The organism is Faecalibacterium gallinarum, assembly GCF_022180365.1.
In the GTDB taxonomy this organism is placed as follows: Bacteria; Bacillota; Clostridia; order Oscillospirales; family Ruminococcaceae; genus Faecalibacterium; species Faecalibacterium gallinarum.
This window is the reverse complement of the sequence record NZ_BQKV01000011.1, coordinates 25170-47170: the sequence shown is the minus strand read 5'-3', so window position 1 is coordinate 47170 and position 22001 is coordinate 25170. Positions and strand designations below refer to the sequence as shown.

At 62.2% G+C, this 22001-nt stretch carries 20 protein-coding genes, 2 tRNA genes and 1 pseudogene; 8 read left to right on the top strand and 15 right to left on the bottom strand.

What is annotated here, in order from left to right; all coding sequences use genetic code 11:
• Both JCM17207_RS01160 and JCM17207_RS01155 read left to right on the top strand, forming a co-directional pair.
• Nucleotides 1-562, top strand: a pseudogene (locus JCM17207_RS01160) (hypothetical protein); the annotation flags it as partial.
• A gap of 96 nt (nt 563-658) precedes the next feature.
• Entirely contained in the window at nt 659-1225 is a 567-nt protein-coding gene (locus JCM17207_RS01155) for a hypothetical protein (protein WP_238315618.1), read from the top strand.
• A 66-nt stretch (nt 1226-1291) separates the two neighbouring features.
• On the opposite strand, the gene gluQRS is transcribed toward JCM17207_RS01155, so the two are convergent.
• Both gluQRS and JCM17207_RS01145 read right to left on the bottom strand, forming a co-directional pair.
• Nucleotides 1292-2254 (bottom strand): tRNA glutamyl-Q(34) synthetase GluQRS, encoded by a 963-nt coding sequence (gene gluQRS, locus JCM17207_RS01150; protein ID WP_238315617.1) that lies wholly within the window; start codon nt 2252-2254, stop codon nt 1292-1294.
• A complete protein-coding gene (locus JCM17207_RS01145) occupies nt 2236-3555 on the bottom strand; it encodes a M18 family aminopeptidase (RefSeq protein ID WP_238315616.1) in 1320 nt (439 codons plus the stop codon). The genes gluQRS and JCM17207_RS01145 overlap by 19 nt, the downstream gene beginning before the upstream one ends.
• Before the next feature lie 249 nt (nt 3556-3804).
• Between JCM17207_RS01145 and JCM17207_RS01140 the strand changes: the two genes are divergently transcribed.
• Complete coding sequence (locus tag JCM17207_RS01140) at nt 3805-4404, top strand: hypothetical protein (protein WP_238315615.1); 600 nt, start codon at nt 3805-3807, stop codon at nt 4402-4404.
• Nucleotides 4405-4501: 97 nt separating this feature from the next.
• Here JCM17207_RS01140 and JCM17207_RS01135 read toward each other — a convergent pair whose 3' ends face one another.
• On the bottom strand, nt 4502-5626 hold the full coding sequence (locus JCM17207_RS01135) for a DUF362 domain-containing protein (RefSeq protein ID WP_238315614.1): 1125 nt from the start codon (nt 5624-5626) through the stop codon (nt 4502-4504).
• Between the two features lie 164 nt (nt 5627-5790).
• Nucleotides 5791-6621, bottom strand: a complete 831-nt coding sequence (locus JCM17207_RS01130; RefSeq protein ID WP_238315613.1) for an undecaprenyl-diphosphate phosphatase — start codon at nt 6619-6621, stop codon at nt 5791-5793.
• 281 nt (nt 6622-6902) lie between these two features.
• On the opposite strand from JCM17207_RS01130, the gene JCM17207_RS01125 reads away from it, so the two are divergent.
• Genes JCM17207_RS01125 through JCM17207_RS01105 form a run of 5 tightly spaced genes read left to right on the top strand, consistent with a single transcriptional unit; the run spans nt 6903 to nt 10533 of the window.
• Nucleotides 6903-7316 (top strand): potassium channel family protein, encoded by a 414-nt coding sequence (locus JCM17207_RS01125; RefSeq protein WP_238315612.1) that lies wholly within the window; start codon nt 6903-6905, stop codon nt 7314-7316.
• Between the two features lie 40 nt (nt 7317-7356).
• On the top strand, nt 7357-8022 hold the full coding sequence (locus JCM17207_RS01120) for a potassium channel family protein (RefSeq protein ID WP_238315611.1): 666 nt from the start codon (nt 7357-7359) through the stop codon (nt 8020-8022).
• Nucleotides 8019-8471, top strand: coding sequence for a YdbT family protein (locus JCM17207_RS01115; protein ID WP_238315610.1), 453 nt, complete (start codon nt 8019-8021; stop codon nt 8469-8471). The genes JCM17207_RS01120 and JCM17207_RS01115 overlap by 4 nt, the downstream gene beginning before the upstream one ends.
• Nucleotides 8468-9844: a YdbT family protein gene (locus JCM17207_RS01110; protein WP_238315609.1), complete on the top strand. Its 1377-nt coding sequence runs from the start codon at nt 8468-8470 to the stop codon at nt 9842-9844. The genes JCM17207_RS01115 and JCM17207_RS01110 overlap by 4 nt, the downstream gene beginning before the upstream one ends.
• Nucleotides 9845-9870: 26 nt before the next feature.
• Nucleotides 9871-10533, top strand: a complete 663-nt coding sequence (locus JCM17207_RS01105; protein ID WP_238315608.1) for an HAD family hydrolase — start codon at nt 9871-9873, stop codon at nt 10531-10533.
• Between the two features lie 86 nt (nt 10534-10619).
• On the opposite strand, the gene JCM17207_RS01100 is transcribed toward JCM17207_RS01105, so the two are convergent.
• The 11 genes from JCM17207_RS01100 to jag form a co-directional block, all read right to left on the bottom strand.
• Nucleotides 10620-11078 (bottom strand): GNAT family N-acetyltransferase, encoded by a 459-nt coding sequence (locus JCM17207_RS01100; protein ID WP_238315607.1) that lies wholly within the window; start codon nt 11076-11078, stop codon nt 10620-10622.
• A 98-nt stretch (nt 11079-11176) separates the two neighbouring features.
• A tRNA-Glu gene (locus JCM17207_RS01095) sits at nt 11177-11251 on the bottom strand.
• A gap of 91 nt (nt 11252-11342) precedes the next feature.
• Nucleotides 11343-11419 (bottom strand) — tRNA-Met (locus tag JCM17207_RS01090).
• Between the two features lie 434 nt (nt 11420-11853).
• Nucleotides 11854-13182 carry a serine--tRNA ligase gene (gene serS, locus JCM17207_RS01085; RefSeq protein ID WP_238315606.1) on the bottom strand — a complete coding sequence of 443 codons (1329 nt, stop codon included), beginning with the start codon at nt 13180-13182 and terminating at the stop codon, nt 11854-11856.
• A 121-nt stretch (nt 13183-13303) separates the two neighbouring features.
• Nucleotides 13304-14191 carry a ParB/RepB/Spo0J family partition protein gene (locus tag JCM17207_RS01080; RefSeq protein ID WP_238315605.1) on the bottom strand — a complete coding sequence of 296 codons (888 nt, stop codon included), beginning with the start codon at nt 14189-14191 and terminating at the stop codon, nt 13304-13306.
• A 36-nt stretch (nt 14192-14227) separates the two neighbouring features.
• Complete coding sequence (locus JCM17207_RS01075) at nt 14228-15037, bottom strand: ParA family protein (protein ID WP_238315604.1); 810 nt, start codon at nt 15035-15037, stop codon at nt 14228-14230.
• A 340-nt stretch (nt 15038-15377) separates the two neighbouring features.
• A complete protein-coding gene (locus tag JCM17207_RS01070; protein WP_238315603.1) occupies nt 15378-16187 on the bottom strand; it encodes a ParB/RepB/Spo0J family partition protein in 810 nt (269 codons plus the stop codon).
• A 182-nt stretch (nt 16188-16369) separates the two neighbouring features.
• The gene (gene rsmG, locus JCM17207_RS01065) at nt 16370-17077 is read right to left on the bottom strand and encodes a 16S rRNA (guanine(527)-N(7))-methyltransferase RsmG (RefSeq protein WP_238315602.1); all 708 of its coding nucleotides are present in this window, start codon (nt 17075-17077) and stop codon (nt 16370-16372) included.
• Entirely contained in the window at nt 17070-18974 is a 1905-nt protein-coding gene (gene mnmG, locus JCM17207_RS01060; protein ID WP_238315601.1) for a tRNA uridine-5-carboxymethylaminomethyl(34) synthesis enzyme MnmG, read from the bottom strand. Before mnmG ends, rsmG begins: the two co-directional genes overlap by 8 nt.
• Before the next feature lie 221 nt (nt 18975-19195).
• Complete coding sequence (gene mnmE / locus JCM17207_RS01055; protein ID WP_238315600.1) at nt 19196-20566, bottom strand: tRNA uridine-5-carboxymethylaminomethyl(34) synthesis GTPase MnmE; 1371 nt, start codon at nt 20564-20566, stop codon at nt 19196-19198.
• Between the two features lie 289 nt (nt 20567-20855).
• Nucleotides 20856-22001, bottom strand: a complete 1146-nt coding sequence (gene jag / locus JCM17207_RS01050) for an RNA-binding cell elongation regulator Jag/EloR (protein WP_238315599.1) — start codon at nt 21999-22001, stop codon at nt 20856-20858.

Here is a 22001-nt window from a genome sequence, read left to right as displayed (position 1 = left end):
AAAAATGAAACGACTCGTTGCAGTCCTTCTGGCCGGTGTGATGGCGCTGACCATGCTGACTGCCTGCGGCGGCGGGAGTGGAAGCGGAGGCGGCAATGATTTTATTGACCGCAGCTCTAGCATTGAAGAAGCCCTGAATGCTCGGATGGCATCAAGCGGCACGCCTTTTAACAATGGCGATGTCAATGCGATTATTGAAGCCATTTCACAAAAAATTTCCGAGAAGCCCGGCGAGTACTACGAGTCGGCTTTAGCTTATAAGGATAACGAGTCTGCTCCCGCTGCTACATTGTTTATTAATTTGGTGGACGAGCTGGGCAAAAACTGTGAAACCGCTCTTAACAAATCCCTGGAAGAAAACCTGGGGGTCGTGCTATCTTTCATGGACGGTTCTATGACCGAGGAGCAGATAATTAGCTCTCTTAACAGCAGTAACACGACTTTCGGTGCTCCTTCCTCCACTCCTTATTATTGCGTCCGTGTTTATCACATCGCTAATCCGGCCAACGCCGATGATAATCTGTGGGCTATCTTTGGAGTCATTTACTACGAACTATCTTAATTCGTATTTTTCTCTGTAAAAAAGCCGCCGCAGCTTGTTTGCACCTGCGGCGGCAATTTTAAATCTTCTCTGCATCCATAAGACGGAGGAAATTTTATGAAAAAAATGAAACGACTGGTTGCCACTTTCCTGGCCGGCATGATGATGTTGGCTATGCTCACCGCCTGCGGCGGCGGGGGAGGCAGTGATAGCGGCCCCCTTCCTTATGAAAAGAACGAGGCTATCGCTTCTAGTGTCATCGAAATTTTAAACGATAACAATTTTACCCAAAGCCCGGATTTTGACTCTTTAAGCAAGATTGCGGAGAAATACGCTCAGAAGATTGCACTTTCTCCCACCTCTTATGATGACCTTAACAAACAAGCTCTTCAGTCCTTACAAACTGACTGGATAGACGACTGCAAAGGAGTTTTTTCTACAAGACGTCAAGGAAACAATTGGGGCATCTCGCCTCTTTCTGGCACCAATTCTGAAGAGTACGCAATTGAGTACTATACAGACCAAATCAACCGCGCCATCGATCGCTTTAATGATTACATTGAAAAAAACCAATTTACTGGAACCCCTCATTATTTTATTTATCCGATGTACATTACCAACCCCTCTGATCCTACGGAAAGCGTCTGGTCTTTCTTCATGATCTTGTATCTCATTCCCGACTAAATTAACAGCGCCGCCGCAGGCCAAACGGCCTGCGGCGGCGCACTTTTTTGTCTTTCTGAATCGTTTTTAGAATAGCCCCTCGGGGATGCAGATATCCGCTTTGGGCACCTTGGCCCAGTCGAACTCTGCCAGCAGGCTCTCGGGGGTGCGGGGGGCGGGCTCGGGCTGGATGCCATAGAGCCAGGCCAGTTTGCCCACGATCTCGGGGGCGGTGTATTTTCCCCGCAGGTTCTCAAGGCTCTGGTCCCCGTCCCGCTTGGAGAGCCGCCGCCCGTCCGCCGCCAAAAGCAGCGGGCAATGGGCAAAGGCCGGAGCTTTCAGCCCCAGCAGCCGGTAAAGATAGAGCTGCCGGGCGGTGGAGGAGAGCAGGTCTGCCCCCCGCACTACTTCCGTGACCCCCATCCGGGCGTCGTCCACGACCACCGCCAGCTGATAGGCGAACACCCCGTCCGCCCGCCGGAGGTAAAAGTCCCCGCAGTCGGTAAGCAAGTTCTCGGCGTGGGGGCCCATGCAGCCATCCTCGAAAGAGATCACCTCGTCCGGAACCTTGAGCCTCCAGGCCGGGGCTTTTACCTGGGCCTTGGCCGCTACCTCGGCGGGGGTTAAATCCCGGCAGGTGCCTGGGTAAACCACATTCCCATCCGAAGTGTGGGGGGCGCTGGCGGCGTGGAGCTGGGCCCGGGAGCAAAAGCACGGGTATACCAGATGCATTTTTTCCAGTTTTTTATAACTTTGAGTATAGATCTCGGAACATTCGCTCTGGTAGTATGGGCCGTGGGTGCCGCCCTGGGAGCCCCCTTCGTCCCAGACAAGGCCCAGCCAGGCCAGGTCTTCTTCCAGCTGGTCGGCGTAGACCCGGGGGCAGCGGGCCGCGTCCAGGTCCTCGATCCGCAGAACGATCTTCCCGCCCCGGCTCTTGGCCGAGAGCCAGGCCAGCAGGCTGCACCCCAGGTTCCCCAGGTGAAGCCGCCCGCTGGGGCTGGGGGCGAACCGCCCGACCGGCCCGCCGCTCACTGGCCCAGCTGCCATACCCCGTCTGCCGGCTGGAAGATGGGGGTGTTGTAGAATTCAGCGCAGACCCGGGCCATGTACTCGGCGTCGGCGCAGCTGGCGGTCTCCACGGCGGAGTGCATGGCCAACTGGCCCAGACCGGTATCCACCATGGGGATGGCGATCTGGTGGCCCAGCAGGTTGCCCAGGGTACGGCCGCCCGGCACATCCGCCCGGTTAGCGAAAGCCTGCACCGGCACATCCGCCCGGCGGCAGATCTCCTTGAAGGCCGCCGCGGTGAAGCCGCTGGTGGTGTAGTTCTGGTTGGCGTTGTACTTGAGCAGGACGCCGCCGCCCATCTGCACCGGGTTGCGGGGGTCGCTCTTCTCGGGGTGGTTGGGGTGGTTGGCGTGGCCGTTGTCGGCGCTCAGCAGCAGGCTGTTCGACCGGGCCCGGATGCTGGCCTCCCGGCTAACGGACAGAGCATCCTCAATCCGGGCCATGACGTCGGCCATCAGGGTGCCCTGGGCGCCCTGGCGGCTGGAGCTGCCCACTTCCTCGTTGTCGAACATGCACCAGACGTCGCAGCGGCCCGGCTCCTCGCCCCGGCCCTGGAGGAAGCCCCAGAGGGTGGTGTAGGCACACTCCAGATCGTCGATCCGGCCGGACATGAAGTACTCGCCCGAAAGGCCCACCCGCTCAGCCTTCTGGCGGACGCAGAGGAGCAGGTCGTGGGCCACAATGTCCTCCACGGCTACACCGGCCTCCTCGGCCAGGGTCTTGAGCAGGCTGCCGCCTGCTGCACCGCAGATGGGCTGGAGATCCACCTGGGGGTTATAAACATAGCCCTTGTTGGCCTCCCGGTTGAAGTGGATGCAGAGATTGGGGATGCAGACCAGGGCCCGGTTGGGGGCCACCAGCCGGGTCTCGATCCCCTTCTCGGTCCGGACCAGGAGGCGGCCCGCCACGCTCAGGGGACGATCCATCCAGGTGGGCATAATCATTCCGCCGTAGCCCTCGGTCTCGGCCTTGGCGTACATCTTGTCCTCCACATCGGGATTCTTGATCTGCCAGGAGGGAGAATCGCTGTGGCTGGCGGTGACGTGCCAGCCGGTCAGGCCGCCGGCAGCGGGCATCCGCCAGGCCAGCACCGCCGAGCCGTTGCGGGTGGTATAGTACTTGCCGCCGGGGGTCAGAGCCCAGGGCGCGCTCTCGGGGCAGTGCTGGAAACCCGCCTGTTCCAGAATCTCAGCGGCCGCTGCTGCTGCGTGGTAGGGGCTGACGCTCTTATCGAGGAAATCGAACAGACCGTCCAGGGAAAAAACTTCTTTTGTATTCATCTTCTAACGCCTCCGCGATGGGGGCGGCCCGGCGGGCCGCTCTCCCCTGTTTCTGTTGCCGTTGTCCGGTACTAAGTTTCATTATAGCGGTTTGGGCGGGCCGGGTCAACCGCCCCCCAAAAGCCCAGAATTGACAACCCCACCCCGGGACAGTATACTTGTGTCAGAAGCCAGACGCCCCAGCGGCGTTTTCCCATCCTGGATACATCACCACTCATCCGCGCCCTCGGGCGCAAAGGAGGTTTCTCAATGAAAAATATCCGTTTTGTTCCGCTCCTCGCCCTCTGCCTCTGCGGGGCTCTGCTCCTGGCGGGCTGCAAGAAGGACTCCTCTGCCTCCTCGGCCAGCGAGCCCTCCGCCCCCGCCTCTTCCAGCGTGGCGGCTATGGACCCCACCCTGCCCGATGACTCGGAGATCCCGGCCCCTTCGGTGGACGGGGATGAAAATAACATGCTGGGCGCTATCACCAGCCCCTCGGGTGCTCTGGGCTCCTGCCTGGGCTGGGGCCCCGGCACCGCGGGCAGCTCGCTGAAATCGGTTCAGGCGGCCGTGGAGCTGCTGAACTGGTCGGAGGAAAATTCCCTGGCCCGCCGGGACGGCGCCGCTGTGGTTTCCAGCTTCACCGATTGGTATGAAGCCCTGAGCACCGAAGAGCAGGAGAACTTCTCCGCCGTCTGGCCCATCGTCCGGGCCCAGGCCGACGCCATCCTCTCGGGCGAGGGGGACATGGAGCCCCTGCTGTCCGACGCCGGCATCGACACCAATTCCCTGCCCGACTACACCACCGCCGACTGGGAGACTCTGCGGGATGTAGTGGACGCCCGGGTGCCTCTGGGCGGCGAGGCCTAAGCTCCCCATAGTTACATCCAAACCAAACCAAAAGCGGCCTGCGCCTCCTTTGTGGGGAGTGCAGGCCGCTTTTTTATTTCGCGGGATATGAAAAATCTCAGATCTTCTTCAGGACATACTTGCGGGTGCCCAGGCCGATCTTCTCGGCCTGCTCCAGAGTAGCCTTCCACTCGATGTTGGGGTTGGAGTCCTTGAAGTTGTCGTGGTGGCAGTTCCAGCCGGGGCGGGCCAGGTTGTCGCTCAGCTGGCTATTGGGCAGCGGGGTGGCGGACAGGCAGGCGTCGGCGCAGGCCTGGTCCAGGGCCACCGGGTCAAAGGAAGCGAACATACCCACATCCGGCAGGATAGGCGCGTCGTTTTCCCCGTGGCAGTCGCAGTTGGGGCTGATATCCTGCACCAGGTTGATGTGGAAGCAGGGGCGCCCGTTGCAGACCGCAGCGGCGTACTCGGCCATCTTCCGGTCCAGCTCCTCGTTGGCGCTGCTGTTGGGGTTATAGATGGCGTCGTAGTTGCAGGCGCCGATGCAGCGGCCGCAGCCCTTGCACTTGTCCTCATCGATGAATGCCTTGTGGTCGGCGCCGTAGGTAATGGCGTCGGAACCGCATTCCTTGGCGCAGTGACGGCAGCCGCGGCAGAGTTCCTGCTGCACCACCGGCTTGCCGGAGGCGTGCTGCTCCATCTTGCCGGCCCGGCTGCCGCAGCCCATGCCGATGTTCTTGATGGCGCCGCCGAAACCGGTGGCCTCGTGGCCCTTGAAGTGGTTCAGGCTGATGAAGATATCGGCGTCCATGATGGCCCGGCCAATCTTGGCGGTCTTGCAGTACTCGCCATTGGGAACGGGGACCTCCACCTCATCGGTGCCCCGCAGGCCGTCGGCGATCAGCACCTGGCAGCCGGTGGTCATGGGCCAGAAGCCGTTGAGCTGGGCGCAGGTCAGGTGCTCCAGGGCGTTTTTCCGGCTGCCGGGATACAGGGTGTTGCAGTCGGTCAGGAAGGGCAGGCCCCCCTGCTCCTTGCACAGGTCGGCCACCACCTTGGCGTAGTTGGGCCGCAGGAAAGCCAGGTTGCCCAGCTCGCCGAAGTGCATCTTGATGGCGACGAACTTGCCGTCCATCTCAATGTTCTTGATACCGGCCACCAGGCAGAGCCGGCGGAGCTTCTCGGTAAGGCTGGTGCCCACCGGGCAGCGGAAGTCGGTAAAATAAACAGTCGATGCGTCCATTGTGTTTCCTCCCTTTTTGGGCAGTGTTCGGGCCGCCAAATCCCGCGGCCCCTACTCTCTTTGGGCCCATTATAGCACAAACCCGGCCCAACGCCAAACCTGTTTTGCACAGAGAAAGCCGCCCCCGGCCGGGAGCGGCTTTCTCTGAATTTTAAAAAAGTTTCTTAGCCCAGGGCCGTGGCCGCCGCCACTCCCAGGACCACCAGGCCCAGCACAATCCGGTAGATGCCGAAGAACCGGAAATCGTGGCGCTTGACGTAACCCATCAAAAAGCGGATCGCCGCCATACTGACGCCGAAGGCCACCAGGCACCCCACCGCCAGAATGGCGATCTCGGTGCCAGTCATCCCCACGCCGGAGAGGGCGAATTTGGCCACCTTAAGGGCCGAGGCCCCTGCCATCACCGGGATGGCCAGGTAGAAGGTGAACTCCGCCACGCAGGCCCGGGAGAGCCCCAGCAGAAGCCCACCTACAATGGTGGCGCCGCTGCGGGAGGTACCGGGGATGATGGCCAGGGTCTGCCACAGGCCGATGATAAAGGCTTCCCGCAGGGTGATCTGTTCCAGCCGGCTCACCCGGGTGCTGGCCCCCCGAGCCTCCACCAGGATAAACAGAACGCCGTAGAGGATCAGCATAGCCGCCACGGTGATGTAATTGTAGAATTTTTCTTCCATCCAGTCGTCCAGAGGGCTGATGATCAGCACCGGCAGGGTGGCCACCACCACCTTGATCCAGAGGGACCAGACTGCCGGTTTGGAGGTCAGCCGCCCGTGCCGTACCCCAAAGGGCCACAGCTTATCCCAGAACAGCACCACCACCGCCAGGATCGCCCCCAGCTGAATCACCACCCGGAACATGGAGATAAACTCCTCGCTGGCGTCGAACTGGACCAGCTGCTCCAGCAGAATCATATGCCCGGTGGAGGAGATGGGCAGCCATTCGGTGATGCCTTCCACTATCCCCATCAGGATCGCTTTGAGAATTTCCAGAACCATTTTGTCCCTCCCATATTCCGCCGCCCCTCCGGGGACCGGCCAATGTACCTTGTAGTATACCATACTATGCGCCCCAGCGCACGGAAAAAATCAAAATTCCGCCCCGGGGGCGGGAATTTTCCCCCCGCCGGGCGGTGAAAAATCTAAGAGGAATCCCCCGCCTGCCGGATTTGACGCTGCCCCGCTGATGGGCTATAATAAGCCTTGAAGCGGGGCGATAAGGCCCTGCCGGTTCCTTTGATTTTGAACGCGAGTTTACTTAGACCAACGAGGTGAATCGAATGAATATTCTGGTGATCGGCTGCGACCAGGTGGGCGCCTCCCTGGTGCGGGATCTGGAACGGATCGGCCACGATCTGTCCCTGATCGAAAAAGACGGCGAACAGCTCAAACGGCTGGAAACCTTCGACGATTATTCCTTTGCGGGCACCGCCCTGGTGGGAGACCCCACCGACCCCGAAACCCTCCGCCGGGGAGGCATCGAGAGCTGCGACGCAGTGGCCGCCGTCACCGAGGACGACTCGGTGAATCTGATGGCCGCCCAGATCGCCAAGAAGATGTTCCACAAGGACAAGGTGATCTGTCGGGTCTCCGACTCCCATTTGCAGCTGCTCTACCACCGGATCTATGGGCTGGAAACCATCTGCCCCACCATCTTGACCGAGCAAGCCGTCTTCCGCGCGCTGGCAAAATAACCCGCCCGCACATCAACTATCTGTATAAAGAGGTATTGTTATGAAAGTTTGTATTGCGGGCGGCGGCAAAGTCGGGATGTACCTGGCCAAAAGCCTGCTGGCCCACCACCACAAAGTCACCCTGATCGAGCCGGTGGAGGCCATCTGCCGCCAGCTGGCCGACCAGCTGGATATCCCGGTGATCTGCGGCGACTCCATCAACTTTGACACCCTGCGCACCGCCGAGGTGGAGCAGTGCGACGCCTTTGTGGCGGTGACCGGCAACGACGAGGACAACCTCATCGCCTGCCAGATCGCCAAACAGGAGTTTGGGGTGAGCCGGACGGTGGCCCGGACCTCCAACCCCAAGAACCGGGAGCTTCTGCACATTTTGGGCGTCGATACGGTGGTCTGCGGCACCGACAACCTGAGCCATATCCTGGAGCGGGAGATCGAGACCAACACCATCCGGCAGCTGCTTTCTTTGGGCGGCGGCACCGCCAGCCTGAACGAGATTCTGCTGCCCGAGAACTTCAAGTACGCGGGCCAGCCCATCAAAGATGTGCCCATGCCCGGGGACTCGATTCTGGTGAGCATCACCCGGGACACCGAGTTCATCATCCCCCACGGCAACACTGTGCTGCTGCCCTGGGACCGGATTCTCTGCCTGACCCAGGACGACACCCTCCACCTTTTGACCGAAGAATGGGGCCTGAATAACCTGTGAACAACTCTGCCGAACCGCATCCCCTCCGGGTCACCTTGACCCCCCGGGCCCGGGCGGTGCTCTGCCTTTGGGCGGCGCTGCCCGGTGTGTTTGCTGCGCCCTTTGTCTTTTGGCAGGGGCTGATCTGGGGAGCAGCCTTCTGCGCCGGATGGGCCCTTCTGGTCTTTCTGCTGGGGCTGCGGGCGGCCAGTTTCACGGCGGAGCTGGGGCCCCGGGCCCTGACCATCCGGCTGGGGGTGGTGTTCCCGGTGCGGCGGGTTCTGCCCCGCCGAGGGATCACCTCGGCTCTGGTCTTCCGCACCCCTTTGCTCCGGTTGGCGGGAGCCAGTGTGCTGGTCCTCTTTTCCCCGGGGATGTGGGCGGCCCTGCCGGGCATCCCGGCCCGTCAGGCAGATCTGCTCTGCAGGGCCCTGCTGGCTGCTCCTCCCCCAGAGGAGGCCCCGTCATGACCGGGCTCCGGCGGTACCACCCGCTCCATGCGGTGGGGTTTCTTCGCAAAACCCTTTTGCTCTATCTGCTGCCCCTGGTACAAGTTTTGTTTGAGCGGGATTGGGACGCTCTGCGCACCGCCCTGGAACAGGATCTGGCCCTCTTTGCATTTCTGACCGCAGTCAGCGGGGTAATCCTCCACGCCAGCCGCTGGGAGCTGGATCAAGAGGGCGCGCTCCATCTACGGTGGAATCTCATCGTAGAGCGCCGGCGGCTGATCCGCAGCCGGGAGCTGGCGGTGGTTCAGATCGAGCGGCCCCTGCTGGCCCGGCTGACGGGAGCAAACCTTGTGACCCTCTACCCCGCCGCCCGGGGCCAGGGCAAAACCGCCCGGCTCTATCTGACCCGGCGGGACGCAGCGTTGCTGGCGGACACCCTCATGCCCGCGCCCCCGGAGCAGGAATATCACCCCCGGGGCGGCGAGCGTCTGGCCCTGGTGCTGCTGGGTACCAACAGCCTTTCCACCCTTTTGCTGGTTTTTCTCTCTCTGCGGGAGGGACGGGTTTATACCCCTTCGGCGGAGCTGCTGGCCCTGACCCAGCTGAGCCAGACGGCGGCCTGGGTAGCCCGGTGGCTGCCCGCGGGCCTGGCCTGGCTGCTGACCGGCTTGACCGTCCTCTTTGGGCTGAGCCTGGCCCGAAGTTTCGGTCACACAGTCCACTATCGGGTCTGGCGGGGCGGCGGGGTTCTGGCCAGCCGGGGCGGGCTTTTCCGCCGGGTGGAGCGGCGGTTCCGGCTGGATCGGGTGAGCTGCGCCGATGTGCGGCTCTCGCCGGTGGCCCGGCTGCTGCGGCGATACCCGGTCTACCTCTCGGCGGGCTGCTATAAGGGCACAGAGACACCTCTCTTCGTCTACCGGGCCGGGCAGGAAAAACTCCTGGAAGAGCTGCTGCCCGGGCTGCGGATGCCTCCCGCCCGACGGGTCCCCATCGGGGGGCGAAGCCTGGCCTTTTTCCTGCCGGCGGGGATCCCCTGCGCCCTGTTTGCGCTGCTGGCCCTGGTCTCCCGGCAGGTGATGCCGGAATTGACTGTCCTGCTGGCCCTGCCGGCCCTGGTCTTTTTCGCAGGGGTATTGGCGGCGGTAGAGGGCTTTTTCCGGGAGGGAGCCTGGCCCAGCGACGGGCGGCTGACCTTCCGTCGGCAGAAAGGGCTGCGGATGCACTGCGGGTGTGTCTTTTCCCCCGCCCCCGGCCTGGTGATGAGCCAGAACCCCTGGGCGGTGGTCAAGCGCCGGGCAGACCTGACCCTGGTACTGCCGGGCGGCACCCGCTGGAATGTGCGGAGCATCCCCCTGGACGACGGAGAACGCTGCGCCCAATTTCTGGAAGAATAAACCATAACACAAAGGAGACTTTTCCTGTGATTCATACCATCTTATTTGATCTGGACGGAACATTGCTGAACACCATCGACGACCTAGCCGACGCGGCCAACTGGGTCTGTGCCCAGAACGGCTGGCCCCAGCACACGGTGGCCGAGTACAAATATATGGTGGGCAACGGCATCCCCAAACTAGTGGAGCGGTTCTCCCCCGCCGAGGCCCGGACCCCCGACCGGCTGGCCGAAACCCTGGCCCAGTTCACGGCCCGGTACGACGCCCACAAGGAGGACAAAACTGCGCCTTATCCCGGCATCCCCGAGCTTTTGAAGGAACTGAAAGCCGCGGGCATCCAGACGGCGGTTTTTTCCAACAAAGCAGACGCCCTTTGTGGAAAAATCATCGAGCATTACTTTGGGCCGGGGGCCTTTTCGGCGGTGCGGGGCAGCCGCCCCGGGGTGCCCACCAAACCGGACCCCACCGGCCTATGGGATTTGATGCGGCAGCTGAACGCTGACCCCGCCACCACCCTTTTTGTGGGGGACAGCGACGTGGATATCCTCACCGGCCACAACGCGGGGCTGCCCGCCATGGGGGCAGTCTGGGGCTTCCGGGGAGCTGGGGAGCTGACCGCCGCCGGGGCCGAGGCTCTGGCTTTTCGGCCCGGGGATATCCTGGACTACATAAACCAGCAAAAGGGGTAATCTCCCCAACCCGTCCAATGACAAAAGGGAGCAGAAACCGGTTTGGTTTCTGCTCCCTTTTTCTTGTCTTCTTCTGCCGGGCGGGGCTACTCTTTACAGATTTTTTCCATCACAAAATTCGTCAGCAGCTCTCCCCGCCGTTCCACCTGCTGTTGTTTCTGGACACAGTAGCCCCGCTTTTCAAAGAAGGGCCGGGCGGTGATGGAAGCGTGGGTATACACCCGTCCTTCTGCGGCGGCTTCCAGCCGGTCACAGAGGGCCGAAGCCACACCCTGACGCTGGTAGTCCTTGTGGACATAGAGCCGGTCCAAATAGCCGCTGGCGGCATCCAGATCCCCGAAGCCGATGATCCGGCCATTCTCCTCTGCCACGAGGGAAAGATGGGCCCGGAGAGAGCCGTCCCAGGCATCGAGATCCACCTGCCCGGTGGCCCAGGCGTCCAGCTGGCGGGGGGTATAATCTGCCGCATTGACGGTGTGGACGGTATCATAAAAGAGGGCGGCCATCTCCGCCAGGTCGGCGGGGCGGTAGGGACGGATCTGCATGGGATTCCTCCTTTTTCTTGGGTTGATGTAATGCGGGCCGGAATCTGACCGGGATATGAAAAAAGAAAAAGCCCTGCATCTTGCAGAGCTTTTCGTTTTGGTGACCCGTACGGGAATCGAACCCATGTTACAGCCGTGAAAGGGCCGTGTCTTAACCGCTTGACCAACGGGCCTTATAAATACAGAGCTTCGCTAAAACCTCCGACTTCCATCACCCACTATTGCGGGCGACCGTCCCCCATATCTTAGCGAAACTCTGTAAAATGGTAGCGGTAACTGGATTTGAACCGGTGACACTTCGGGTATGAACCGAATGCTCTAGCCAACTGAGCTATACCGCCATATTTGATTCGCACCGCACGGTGCTTTATTATTATATGCAATTCGATGGATTTTGTCAATAACTTTTTTAAAAAAATTTTTCTTTCTTTTCACCCCCTTCTCAATGGGTTTTTATAGGCTTAGGAATGAGGTAATTACCAATTGCAATTCCGCTGGGCTGCGGGGGGTTCCCTTTTGCCCGCTGGGGCGTCAGTATCGTCCTTCGTTGCCGGAAACCGCCAGGCTCTGCGCGGTTGATTTATACTCCCGCCCGCCCTTTTCAGGAGCCCGGGGGCTAACACTCCCGGACCCGTTTAGGCTCCCTCCCCTTTCGGCGCGATCAAACCTGCGGCTGCCGCGACTGATACGTTTTAGCCCCCACCCAACCTACGGCGCGAATGCAAAAACGGCAGAGCCCCCAGGGCTCTGCCGTTTTTGCAATGGGTATTTTGAATTACTTCTTGTTGGTGGGCACCATGACCTCCAGGCCGCCCATATAGGGCTGGAGCACCTTGGGGATGGTAACGGAACCGTCGGCCTGGAGGTGGTTCTCCAGGAAGGCGATCAGCATGCGGGGAGGCGCCACGCAGGTGTTGTTCAGGGTGTGGGCCAGATAGCTCTTGCCGTCGGCGCCCTTCACACGGATGTGGAGGCGGCGGGCCTGGGCGTCGCCCAGGTTGGAGCAGCTGCACACCTCAAAGTACTTCTGCTGGCGGGGGCTCCAGGCCTCGATATCGCAGCTCTTGACCTTCAGGTCGGCCAGATCGCCGGAGCAGCAGTTCAGCTGGCGGACGGGGATCTCCATGCTGCGGAACAGCTCGACGGAATACTGCCAGAGCTTCTCGTACCAGTCGGCGCTCTCCTCAGGGCGGCAGACCACGATCATCTCCTGCTTCTCGAATTGGTGGATGCGGTAGATGCCCCGCTCCTCAATGCCGTGGGCGCCCTTCTCCTTGCGGAAGCAGGGGCTGTAAGAGGTCAGGGTCAGGGGCAGCTTTGCCTCGTCCAGGGTCTGGTTGATGAACCGGCCGATCATGGTGTGCTCAGAGGTACCGATCAGGTACAGGTCCTCGCCCTCGATCTTGTACATCATGGCGTCCATCTCAGGGAAGGACATGACCCCTTTGACCACGTCGCCGTGCATCATGAAGGGCGGGATCACATAGGTGAAGCCCTTGCTGATCATGAAGTCCCGGGCGTAGGCCAGCACCGCCTCATGCAGGCGGGCGATGTTGCCCAGCAGGTAATAGAAACCGTTGCCGGCCACGCGGCCTGCGGCGTCCATATCGATGCCGTCAAAGCTCTCCATGATCTCGGTGTGGTACGGGATGGGGTAATCGGGCACCACCGGCTCGCCGAACCGCTGGGCCTCCACATTGTAGCTGTCGTCCGGGCCGATGGGCACGCTGGGGTCGATCATGTTGGGGATGGTGTACATGATCTCCTGGATGCGGGCGGCCATCTTCTCCTGCTCGGCCTCCAGGGCGGCCATCTTGTCGGCGTCCGCCTTGACAGCTTCGTTGTTGGCGTTGATCTGGGCCTGGATCTCGGCCTTCTGGGCCTCGTCGGTGCACTTCTTCAGCTGGGCGAACAGAGGGCCATTGGCCTTGCTGAGCTTGTTCCGGGCCGCCTTGAGGTTCTCCACCTCTTTCAGGCAGTCACGGTACTTGCCGTCCAGTTCGACGACCTCGTCCACCAGGGGGAGCTTGGCGTCCTGGAACTTCTTCTTGATGTTTTCCTTCACGGCCTCCGGGTTGTCCCGGACAAATTTGATATCGAGCATGATACTAACTCTCCTTATCCTCGATTTCTTCCCCCCGGGGGCGGCCCTCCGGGGCGTTCAAAGGCGGGCGGCGGAGGTTCCTCTTTTCTCCCCCGGCCCGGCCTTGGATCGACTGATTCAATTAAAATTCGGGCCCCTCGGCTCCGGTCTTGTCGTACCGGCCCAGCAGGTTGGCAAAGGCCTTGAGCTGGTCGTCCGAATAAAACCGGACGGTCAAACTGCCTTTGCCGTTGCGGTAGTTCACCGACACCTCGTTGCCCAGAACCTCTTTCAGGCTCAGCTCCACCTCAGCGGGCAGGCTGCTCTGGAACTCGGGCGGGGGCGGCTCCTTGGGAGCCTTGGCCAGCTTTTTGCAGAGGGCCTCGGCCTGGCGGACGTTGAGCTGGTTGTCCGCAATGATTTGAGCCGCCTGGTTCTGGAGCTCCGGCGTGGGCAGGCCCAGAATCACCTTGGCGTGGCCCGCAGTGAGAAACCCGCTCCGGAGCAGCTCCAACGCATCCGGCGGCAGGTTGAGCAGCCGCAGGCTGTTGGCCAGAGCGCTCCGGCTTTTGCCCAGACGCTGGGCGGCCTGTTCTTGCGTAAGGCCGCACCGGGCGATCAGTTCCCGGATACCGCAGGCCTCTTCCACAGGGTCCAGATCCTCCCGCTGGAGGTTCTCCACCAGGGCCAGCTCCATGGCCTCCTGATCGGAGACATCTTTGATAATCACCGGCACTTCGGCCAGGCCCGCCATCCGGCAGGCCCGCCAGCGGCGCTCCCCGGCGACGATGGTGTATCCCCCCGCTACCCGGGGCCGCACCGCGATGGGCTGGAGCAGCCCGTGTTCGGCGATGCTGGCGGCCAGCTCGGCGAGGCTGGACTCGTCGAAGGTTTTACGGGGTTGGTTGGGGTCCGGCTCGATCTCCCGCAAGGGCAGCGTCTGAACGCTGCCGTCGGTCTCGAAGCTGGGCGCGGCATCCTCAAACAGGCTCTCCAGCCCGCGGCCCAGGCCCCCTCTTCCTTTTGCCATTGACACTTCTCCCCTCCTCTATGGTTTCGGCCCGGATCACTGCGCGGCGGCTTTGGCTTTTTTGCGCCGGGGCGCGGCGTCGTGGGGCCGGTTGCTCTTGACGAACTCGATGGCCAGATCCATATACGCCTCGCTGCCCTTGCCCTTGGGCTCATAGAAGTTGATGGGCTGGCCGTAGCTGGGGGCCTCCGAGATGCGGATGCTCCGGGGAATGGTAGTCTTGTAGACCTTGGGGCCGAAGTATTTGCAGACCTGTTCCACCACCTGCAAAGTCAGGTTGTACCGCCCGGAGTACATGGTAAAGACGACGCCCTCGATGTCCAGGTAGCTGTTGTACTTCTTGCGGATGGTTTTCAAGGTGCTGATGAGCTCGGACAAGCCTTCCAGGGCGTAATACTCGCACTGAATGGGGATCAGGACGCTGTCACAGGCACACAGGCCGTTCAGGGTGAGCAGGTCCAGGCTGGGCGGGCAGTCGATGAAGATGAAGTCATAGTCCTGCTGCACCTGGGCCAGGGCCTTCCGCAGCCGGCTTTCGCGGCCGGGCAGATCCACCATTTCAAGAGAAGCCCCGGCCAGCCGGGTATTGGAGGGGATGACGTCGGTACGGAACTCGGTTTTGCGGATGGCCTGGCGGGTCTCGGCGTCCTGCACCAGCAGTTCATAGGTGCCCACCTCCACGCTCCGCTTGGCGATGCCGTAACCGGTGGTGGTGTTGCCCTGGGGGTCCAGGTCCACAATCAGAACCTTTTTGCCCAGGGCCGCCACACAGGACGACAGATTGACGGCGGTGGTCGTCTTGCCCACGCCGCCCTTCTGGTTTGCGATAGCCACAATTTTACCCACTGATATATGTTCCTCCCCTATGTAGTTGTTCCACGTGGAACAACCGTGGATTCATTTTCTCTCGATACAGGTCTATTATAATCCATCCTACTGGGCGCGTCAAACCTTATCTGCGGTTTTTTGGCCCCAAAATCCCCCAAAAATAACAAAACAGGGCTGCTCCGGGAGAAGAAAGCAGCCCTGGGGGACGCAATTCAGTTTTTTGGCCGGGCGGGGAGTGTTCCACATGGAACAAAATCGAAACACAGGCTCTCTCTGCCGCAGCCGCCCGTAGATTCAAACAACCCTACGGTTTTTTGTTTAAAAAGTTTTTGCGCCGCTTTTTTCAAAAAGCGGCCCCTCACCCTTTGGTCCCCGCTCCGGTGGGAATCCGGACCGTGTACTCAATGTATCCGTCCTTCTCTTCCCGGCGGGCGGTGGCGGGCACCCCGTGGTCGGTCATGAGGCGGATGGCGTGGTCAATGGTGTTCATGAAAATCCGAACGTCCTTCACCATGGGCAGGCGGCGCACCTTGGCTTTGGCCGTCTCCTTCTGATTCAGCATCTGGTCGATGTACTGGTCGGTGGCCCGGGCATTGAGATGATACCGACAGATGTGGATCAGAGCCTCCGACCGTCTCCCCTCCTCCAGCCGGAGCACCGCCCGGGCGTGGCGCTCGGTCAGGTGATTGTCCAGCACAAACTGCTGCTGATCCGGGGTCAGCTGCAACAGCCGCAGCTTGTTGGCCAAAGTAGGCTGGGCCATCCCCAACCGCCGGGCTGCCTCCGCCTGGGTGCAGCCCCAGAGGGCAATCACATCCCGCAGCCCCTGGGCCTGCTCGAAGGGGTTCAAATCCATCCGCTGCAAATTTTCCAGAAGCCCGAGGGCTGCCGTCTGGGAATCCTCGTACTCCCGGACAATGGCGGGAATGGTCTCCATCCCCGCCAGTCGGCAGGCCCGCAGCCGCCGCTCCCCTGCGATCAGCTCATACCGGTCCCCCTCCAGCCGCCGCACTGTCACCGGCTGCAAGAGGCCGTTTTCCTGGATGCTCCGGGCCAAGCCCGCCAGCTCCGACTCGTCAAAGATCCGCCGCGCCTGATAGGGCGACGGGTCAATCTTGTCGATGGGCAAAGCATACACTTTTCCCTCGGTCTTTCTGCGCTCAAACACCTGCGTTCCCTGCCCCCTTCGGCCCGCCGGGCGGGCTTTTCCTGTTTTTTGAGTGAATTTTTCCACAAAGAACGGGTGTTCCGGTGGAAAACTCGCCTGTTACAGAGAGCTTACCACAGAAACACCCGTTCTGCCAGAAAAATCGTTCGACCGGATTCGCGTCCGTGTTTTACGTTCTATCGTTATTTCAGGGGCGATTTCGCAATTTTGCCGCCGTTTCTGGGATAAACGGTCGAAGTCTGCGAAATCTTTTTGCATAAAATCAGGGTCCGGGCATCTCCCCCCGGCAGATGGAAGGTCCGGGTCTCGGCGTACTCGCCCCCCAGCTTCCGGATGGCGGGCCGGGCGGCGGCCAGTTCCTCGGCGCCGCTGGCCCCCTTCATGGCCAGGAAGCAGCCCCCTACCTTCACCAGGGGCAGGCAGTACTCCGCCAGCACCGGCAGAGCCGCCACCGCCCGGGCGCTGGCCAGGTCAAACTGCTCCCGCCAGATCTTTCGGGCGGCTTCCTCGGCTCGCTCCTTGGCGAACTCCACCCCGGTCAGGCCCAGCTCGGCGCAGACGTATTTCAGAAAATCCACCCGTTTGCCGGTGGGCTCCATGAGGGTCAATTCAATCTCGGGTTTATAGATCTTGGTCACCACACCGGGGAACCCGGCGCCGGTGCCCACATCCACCATCCGGCCCTCCACTTCGGGCTGGCTGGCAAAGAGCAGGCTATCCAGGAAATGCTTGTCCTCGATCCCCTCGGGGTCGGTGATGGCGGTGAGGTTGACCTTCTGGTTGTACTCCACCAGAATCTGGGCGTACCGATCCAGCTGATCCAGCTGTTCGGGGGTGAGGTTGATGTTCCATGTGGAACACTTTTCCGCGAGGCGTGCTTTCTCAATCACGGGGGGATTCCTCCTTTTTTGCTTGTTGGGCCCGGGCGGCGGCCAGGGCGATGCTCAACTGGGCAATATCCGAGGGCGATACCCCGGGCACCCGCCCCGCCTGGCCCAGGTTTCGGGGTCGGATTTGGGCCAGCTTCTCCCGGGCTTCGAGGGTCAGGCCGGTGAGGCCCTGATAGTCGAAGTCGGCGGGGATCAGAGTTTTCTCCTGCCGGGCCACCTCGTGAATCATCCGGTCCTGCCGGGCAATGTAGCCCGCGTATTTGATCTCGGTTTCCAGCCGCTCAGCCAGCAGCGGGGTGATCCCCTCGCCCCAGCCGATGATCCCCGCCACCAGGGGGTAGCTGATCTCGGGGCGGCGGAGCAGCTCGGCGGCCACACCGCCCTGCTGGGCCGGGGTCAATCCCGCGGCCACCATCGCCTCCCGCAAGGGCTCGGTTTTCAGGTGGCTCTCCTGCAGCCGGCGGCGCTCGGCCTCCAACAGAGCCTGGGTGTGCTGGTATTTTTCCCACCGGTCCTCCCCTACCAGGCCGTATTCCCGGCCGATGGGGGTGAGCCGCTGGTCGGCGTTGTCCTGCCGGAGGGTCAGCCGGTATTCACTCCGGCTGGTCATCATCCGGTAGGGGTCCATGACCCCCTTGGTCACCAGGTCGTCCACCAGGGTACCCAGATAGCTGGACTGCCGGGGCAGCACCAGCTGGGAGAGACCCAGGGCGTTCCGGGCGGCGTTCAGACCCGCCAGCAGACCCTGGGCAGCAGCCTCCTCATAGCCGGAGGTGCCGTTGAACTGCCCGGCGCCGTAGAGCCCCCGGACGATCTTGCTCTCCAGGGTGGGCTCCAGGCTGGTGGGGTCTACGCAGTCGTATTCGATGGCGTAGGCCGGGCGCATGATTTCCAGATGTTCAAAGCCCCGGATGCTGTGGTAGAAAGCATTCTGGACATCCTCGGGCAGGCTGCTGGAAGCTCCCTGCAAATACATCTCCTCGGTGTCCTCGCCGCAGGGCTCTACAAACAGGGGGTGACGGTCCTTCCCGGCAAAGCGGACCACCTTATCCTCAATGGAGGGGCAGTACCGGGGCCCCACCCCCTCGATCATGCCGCCGTACAGAGGGCTGCGGTGGATGTTGTCCAGGATGATTTTGTGGGTCTCGGGGTTGGTATAAGCCACCCAGCATTCCACCCGGTTGTGCATGGGGGCGTCGGTCATAAAGCTGAAGGGCTGGAGCTGGTCGTCGGGGTCCCCGGGCTGGCGCTCCAGTTTGTCGAAGTCAATGCTCCGGCGGTGGACCCGGGCGGGGGTGCCGGTCTTGAACCGGCGGAGGGGCAGCCCGGCGGCTTTCAGGCTCTCGGTAAGGGCGGTGGAGGCGTGCATTCCGTCGGGGCCGGAGGCGTACCAGGCATCCCCCACAAAGATCTTGCCCCCCAGGTTGGTGCCGGTGGCGATCACCACACACTTGGCCTTGTAAACGCCATGAAGCTGGGTCACCACACCGGCGACTCTCCCCTGCTCCACCAGGATGTCGGTGATCTCGGCCTGGTGGATGGCCAGGCCTGGGGTCCGCTCCAGGGCGTGCTTCATATACATATGGTACCGCTTGCGGTCGGTCTGAACCCGCAGAGCATGGACGGCGGGACCTTTGCCCCGGTTGAGCATCCGGCTCTGGAGATAGGTAGCGTCGGCGGCCAGACCCATCAGGCCGCCCAGGGCGTCCACCTCCCGCACCAGGGTCCCCTTGGCGGTGCCGCCGATGCTGGGGTTGCAGGGCATATTGCCCACGGCGTCCAGGCTCATGGTAAAGACCGCCGTTTTTGCGCCCAGCACCGCCGCGGCGTGGGCGGCCTCGATGCCAGCGTGGCCTGCACCAATGACGATGACATCATACTCGCCAAGTTGAATCATAAATGGTGTTGTTCCTCTCTGTTGTTTCTCTGAGATAGATTTTGATATTCTTCTTTGTATCGTTGTTTTTTATCGAATTGTGATGTTTTATTTGTGGAGTTGTTTGCCGGCTGGCACCTCCTGCGATGCAGCAGCCGCTTTCGGTTTATTCCCCCAGAGGGGGAACGCCGCGCAGCGGCAAGGGGGCACCTCTAAAGGGCGGGGTGGGTGGGTTCAAATCATTATTTCCCCACGCAGAACCGCTCGAACACTTCGTTGATGACCGCCTCGCTGGCGTTCTCGCCGGTCAGGTCGCAGAGGGCGGCCAGGGCATCGTCCATGCAGACCGAAATCGCATCCAGCCCGAAACCCATCTCGATGGCGGAGAGGGCTTCCCGCAGGGCGTCCCGGGCCCGGACCGCTGCCGCCAGCTGCCGCTGGCCCGAAAGGCTGGCAGCGTGGGGGTCTACCCGGTTGGTGCCCAGCAGCTCGCTCACCCCCTGCTCAATGAGGGGGCGGGAACTTTCCTCCTTGCAGGAGACCGAAATCACCTTCTGGAAACAGGGGGCAATCTCAGCCGGGTCCAGCCGGGGGGGCTTGTCCTCCTTGTTGATGAGGGCCAGGGCCGGACGGCCGGCGCACCGGCGGGCCAGCTCCCGATCCTCGTCGGAGAGGTCCTCTGCCCCGTCGAAGACGGCCAGGATCAGCCCGGCCTCTTCCAGCTTTCGCCAGCTGCGGCGGATTCCCTCGGCCTCGATGGGATCCTCGGTCTGGCGGAGGCCCGCCGTATCAAAGAGGTTCAGACGGATCTCTCCCAGCTGGACGCTCTGTTCCACCACGTCCCGGGTGGTGCCCGCCACCGGGGTGACGATGGCACGGTCGAACCCGGCCAGCAAGTTTAACAGGGTGGACTTGCCCGCATTGGGACGGCCCACAATGGCGCAGTCCACCCCTTCCCGCAGGACGGCCCCAGCGCCATATCCGGCGATCAACCCGTCCAATTCCTCGGCGGCAGCGGTGAGTTCTTCTTTCAGGTGATCCTGTTCCAGGGCGGGAACATCCTCTTCGGGAAAATCCACCCAGGCCGTCAAATGGGCCTGAAGGGCGGTGAGAGCCTGGCGGCGGGCTTCGATCTTCCGGGCCAGAGCCCCCGAGAGAGCCGCATTGGCCAGGGCTGCCCCCTGCCGCCCACCCGCCGAGATCAGGTCCATGACCGCCTCGGCCTGGGTCAAGCTGAGTTTGCCGTTGAGGAGGGCCCGGCGGGTGTATTCCCCCGGCCCAGCGGGGGCCGCCCCGGCCTGGATGCAGGCTTCCACCAGACGGCGGGCGACGGCATCGCCCCCGTGGCAGGACAGTTCCACCACATCTTCGCCGGTATAGCTGTGGGGTGCCCGGAAAAAGAGGGCCACCCCCTCGTCAAAGCACTCCCCCGCCTGACAGAACCGGCCGAAGAGGGCCGTATACCCCTTGGCCCCGGCCACCGTCTTTTTGGGGTTGGCGGGGGTAAATACCCGCTCGGCCACAAGGTAGCTTTCCGGGCCGGAGAGGCGGACCACCGCAATCCCCCCTTGACCCGGGGCAGTCGCGATGGCGGCGATGGTGGAATGTTGCATGGTTGGCCCTCCTTTTGCCGAAAACAGTTCGAATTTATTGTACCACGATTGGGGGAAAAAGAAAACACGCGGGTTTTCCACAAACTTTTGAAATCCAGTGGAAAACAATGTCCAAACAGAATTGCTCCAAATCGGAACTTTCAGAGGGTATTTTAAAACCCCATCCATCCGCAGCCGTTGGCCGCCGCGGCGCCCCGCTTTATGGTCCCACGAAAGGTATCTCGCGGCCAAAAAAAGCCTCCCGGCCAAAACCGGGAGGCTGGGAAGATGCTTTTCGTTCGGCGGGCTCTTACAGCTCGATCTTGCCGAAGCTCAGATCGGCGAAATCATCCACCCGCTCGGTCCGCTTGGGCGCCACCGGGGCGGCGTCCTCGGCATCCCGGGTGACGTAGCTGCGCTCGGGCACGCTGGAAGGCCGGGGCCCGCGACGGGAACCCCGATCCCCACCCCGGCCGCCACGGCCATTGCCGGACCGGCCAGCCGGGCGCTCCCCACTGCGGGGTGCGCCGCCGCGGCGGGACCCACGGCCCCGGCGCTCGGTGGTGGTGTTCTGGGCATCGGGGGCGGTGGAGTAGATCACTACACGGCGGTCCTTGCCCTCGCCCTTGCTCTCGCTGCGCAGACCCTCCATCTGGCTGATGGCCGAGTGGATGATCCGGCGCTCGTAGGGGTTCATGGGCTCCATGGCAAAGCTGCGGCCGGTCTTGCGCACCTTGGCACCAATCCGCTGAGCCAAAGTCGTCAGGTCGCTCTCCCGCTTGCCGCGGTAGCCCGCCACATCCAGGCCCAGTTTGATGTAGTCGCCCTCCAGCCGGTTGGCCACCAGGCTGGCCAGGTAGGACAGGCTCTCCATGGTCTCGCCCCGGCGCCCGATCAGGACGCCCAGCTTCTCGCCGTCCAGACGGATGATGGTAGCCTCACCCTTCTGCAGGGCGCTGAACTGGACATCCTGCACCCCCATCAGGGCAATGATCTCTTTCAGGTACTCCACGGCCGCCTTGACCTTGGGGTTCGACTCGATGTCTAGGGGGATTTCCTCATCTTCAGCGGCGGGGGCGGCAGCTTCTTCCACTGCCTCTGCCTCCGGCTGCTGGGCCGGGGCCTCGGTCTCCTGCTGGGGCTCAGCCTCGGGAGCAGAGACCTCCTCTGCCTGGGGGACTGCCTCTTCCACCGGGGCCTTCTCCACCGGCGCGGAGGCGGGGGCCGGCTGCTCTGCGGGGGCAGCCTTGGGTGCGGGGACCGGAGCGTCCGGCTCCTCAACGGTGACCCGCACCAGAGCGGGGGTCAGCTTCAGGCCCAGAAAACCGCTCTTCTGGGGCATACGCAGCACTTCATAGCGGACGTTCAGGTCGTCCGCCGAGACACCCAGCAGCGCGCAGGCAGCAGCGCGGGCCTCTTCAACCGTTTTACCGGTGGCTTCCTTGGTACGAATCAT

Bases quoted from the DNA above. Each gene is read 5' to 3' on its own strand.
- JCM17207_RS01140 (WP_238315615.1), top strand. From the start codon at position 3,805: ATGAAAAATATCCGTTTTGTTCCGCTCCTCGCCCTCTGCCTCTGCGGG.
- JCM17207_RS01130 (WP_238315613.1), bottom strand. From the start codon at position 6,621: ATGGTTCTGGAAATTCTCAAAGCGATCCTGATGGGGATAGTGGAAGGC.
- mnmE (WP_238315600.1), bottom strand. From the start codon at position 20,566: ATGCAACATTCCACCATCGCCGCCATCGCGACTGCCCCGGGTCAAGGG.
- JCM17207_RS01135 (WP_238315614.1), bottom strand. From the start codon at position 5,626: ATGGACGCATCGACTGTTTATTTTACCGACTTCCGCTGCCCGGTGGGC.
- JCM17207_RS01100 (WP_238315607.1), bottom strand. From the start codon at position 11,078: ATGCAGATCCGTCCCTACCGCCCCGCCGACCTGGCGGAGATGGCCGCC.
- serS (WP_238315606.1), bottom strand. From the start codon at position 13,182: ATGCTCGATATCAAATTTGTCCGGGACAACCCGGAGGCCGTGAAGGAA.
- JCM17207_RS01120 (WP_238315611.1), top strand. From the start codon at position 7,357: ATGAAAGTTTGTATTGCGGGCGGCGGCAAAGTCGGGATGTACCTGGCC.
- mnmG (WP_238315601.1), bottom strand. From the start codon at position 18,974: ATGATTCAACTTGGCGAGTATGATGTCATCGTCATTGGTGCAGGCCAC.
- JCM17207_RS01145 (WP_238315616.1), bottom strand. From the start codon at position 3,555: ATGAATACAAAAGAAGTTTTTTCCCTGGACGGTCTGTTCGATTTCCTC.
- JCM17207_RS01155 (WP_238315618.1), top strand. From the start codon at position 659: ATGAAAAAAATGAAACGACTGGTTGCCACTTTCCTGGCCGGCATGATG.
- gluQRS (WP_238315617.1), bottom strand. From the start codon at position 2,254: ATGGCAGCTGGGCCAGTGAGCGGCGGGCCGGTCGGGCGGTTCGCCCCC.
- jag (WP_238315599.1), bottom strand. From the start codon at position 22,001: ATGATTCGTACCAAGGAAGCCACCGGTAAAACGGTTGAAGAGGCCCGC.
- JCM17207_RS01080 (WP_238315605.1), bottom strand. From the start codon at position 14,191: ATGGCAAAAGGAAGAGGGGGCCTGGGCCGCGGGCTGGAGAGCCTGTTT.
- JCM17207_RS01125 (WP_238315612.1), top strand. From the start codon at position 6,903: ATGAATATTCTGGTGATCGGCTGCGACCAGGTGGGCGCCTCCCTGGTG.
- JCM17207_RS01110 (WP_238315609.1), top strand. From the start codon at position 8,468: ATGACCGGGCTCCGGCGGTACCACCCGCTCCATGCGGTGGGGTTTCTT.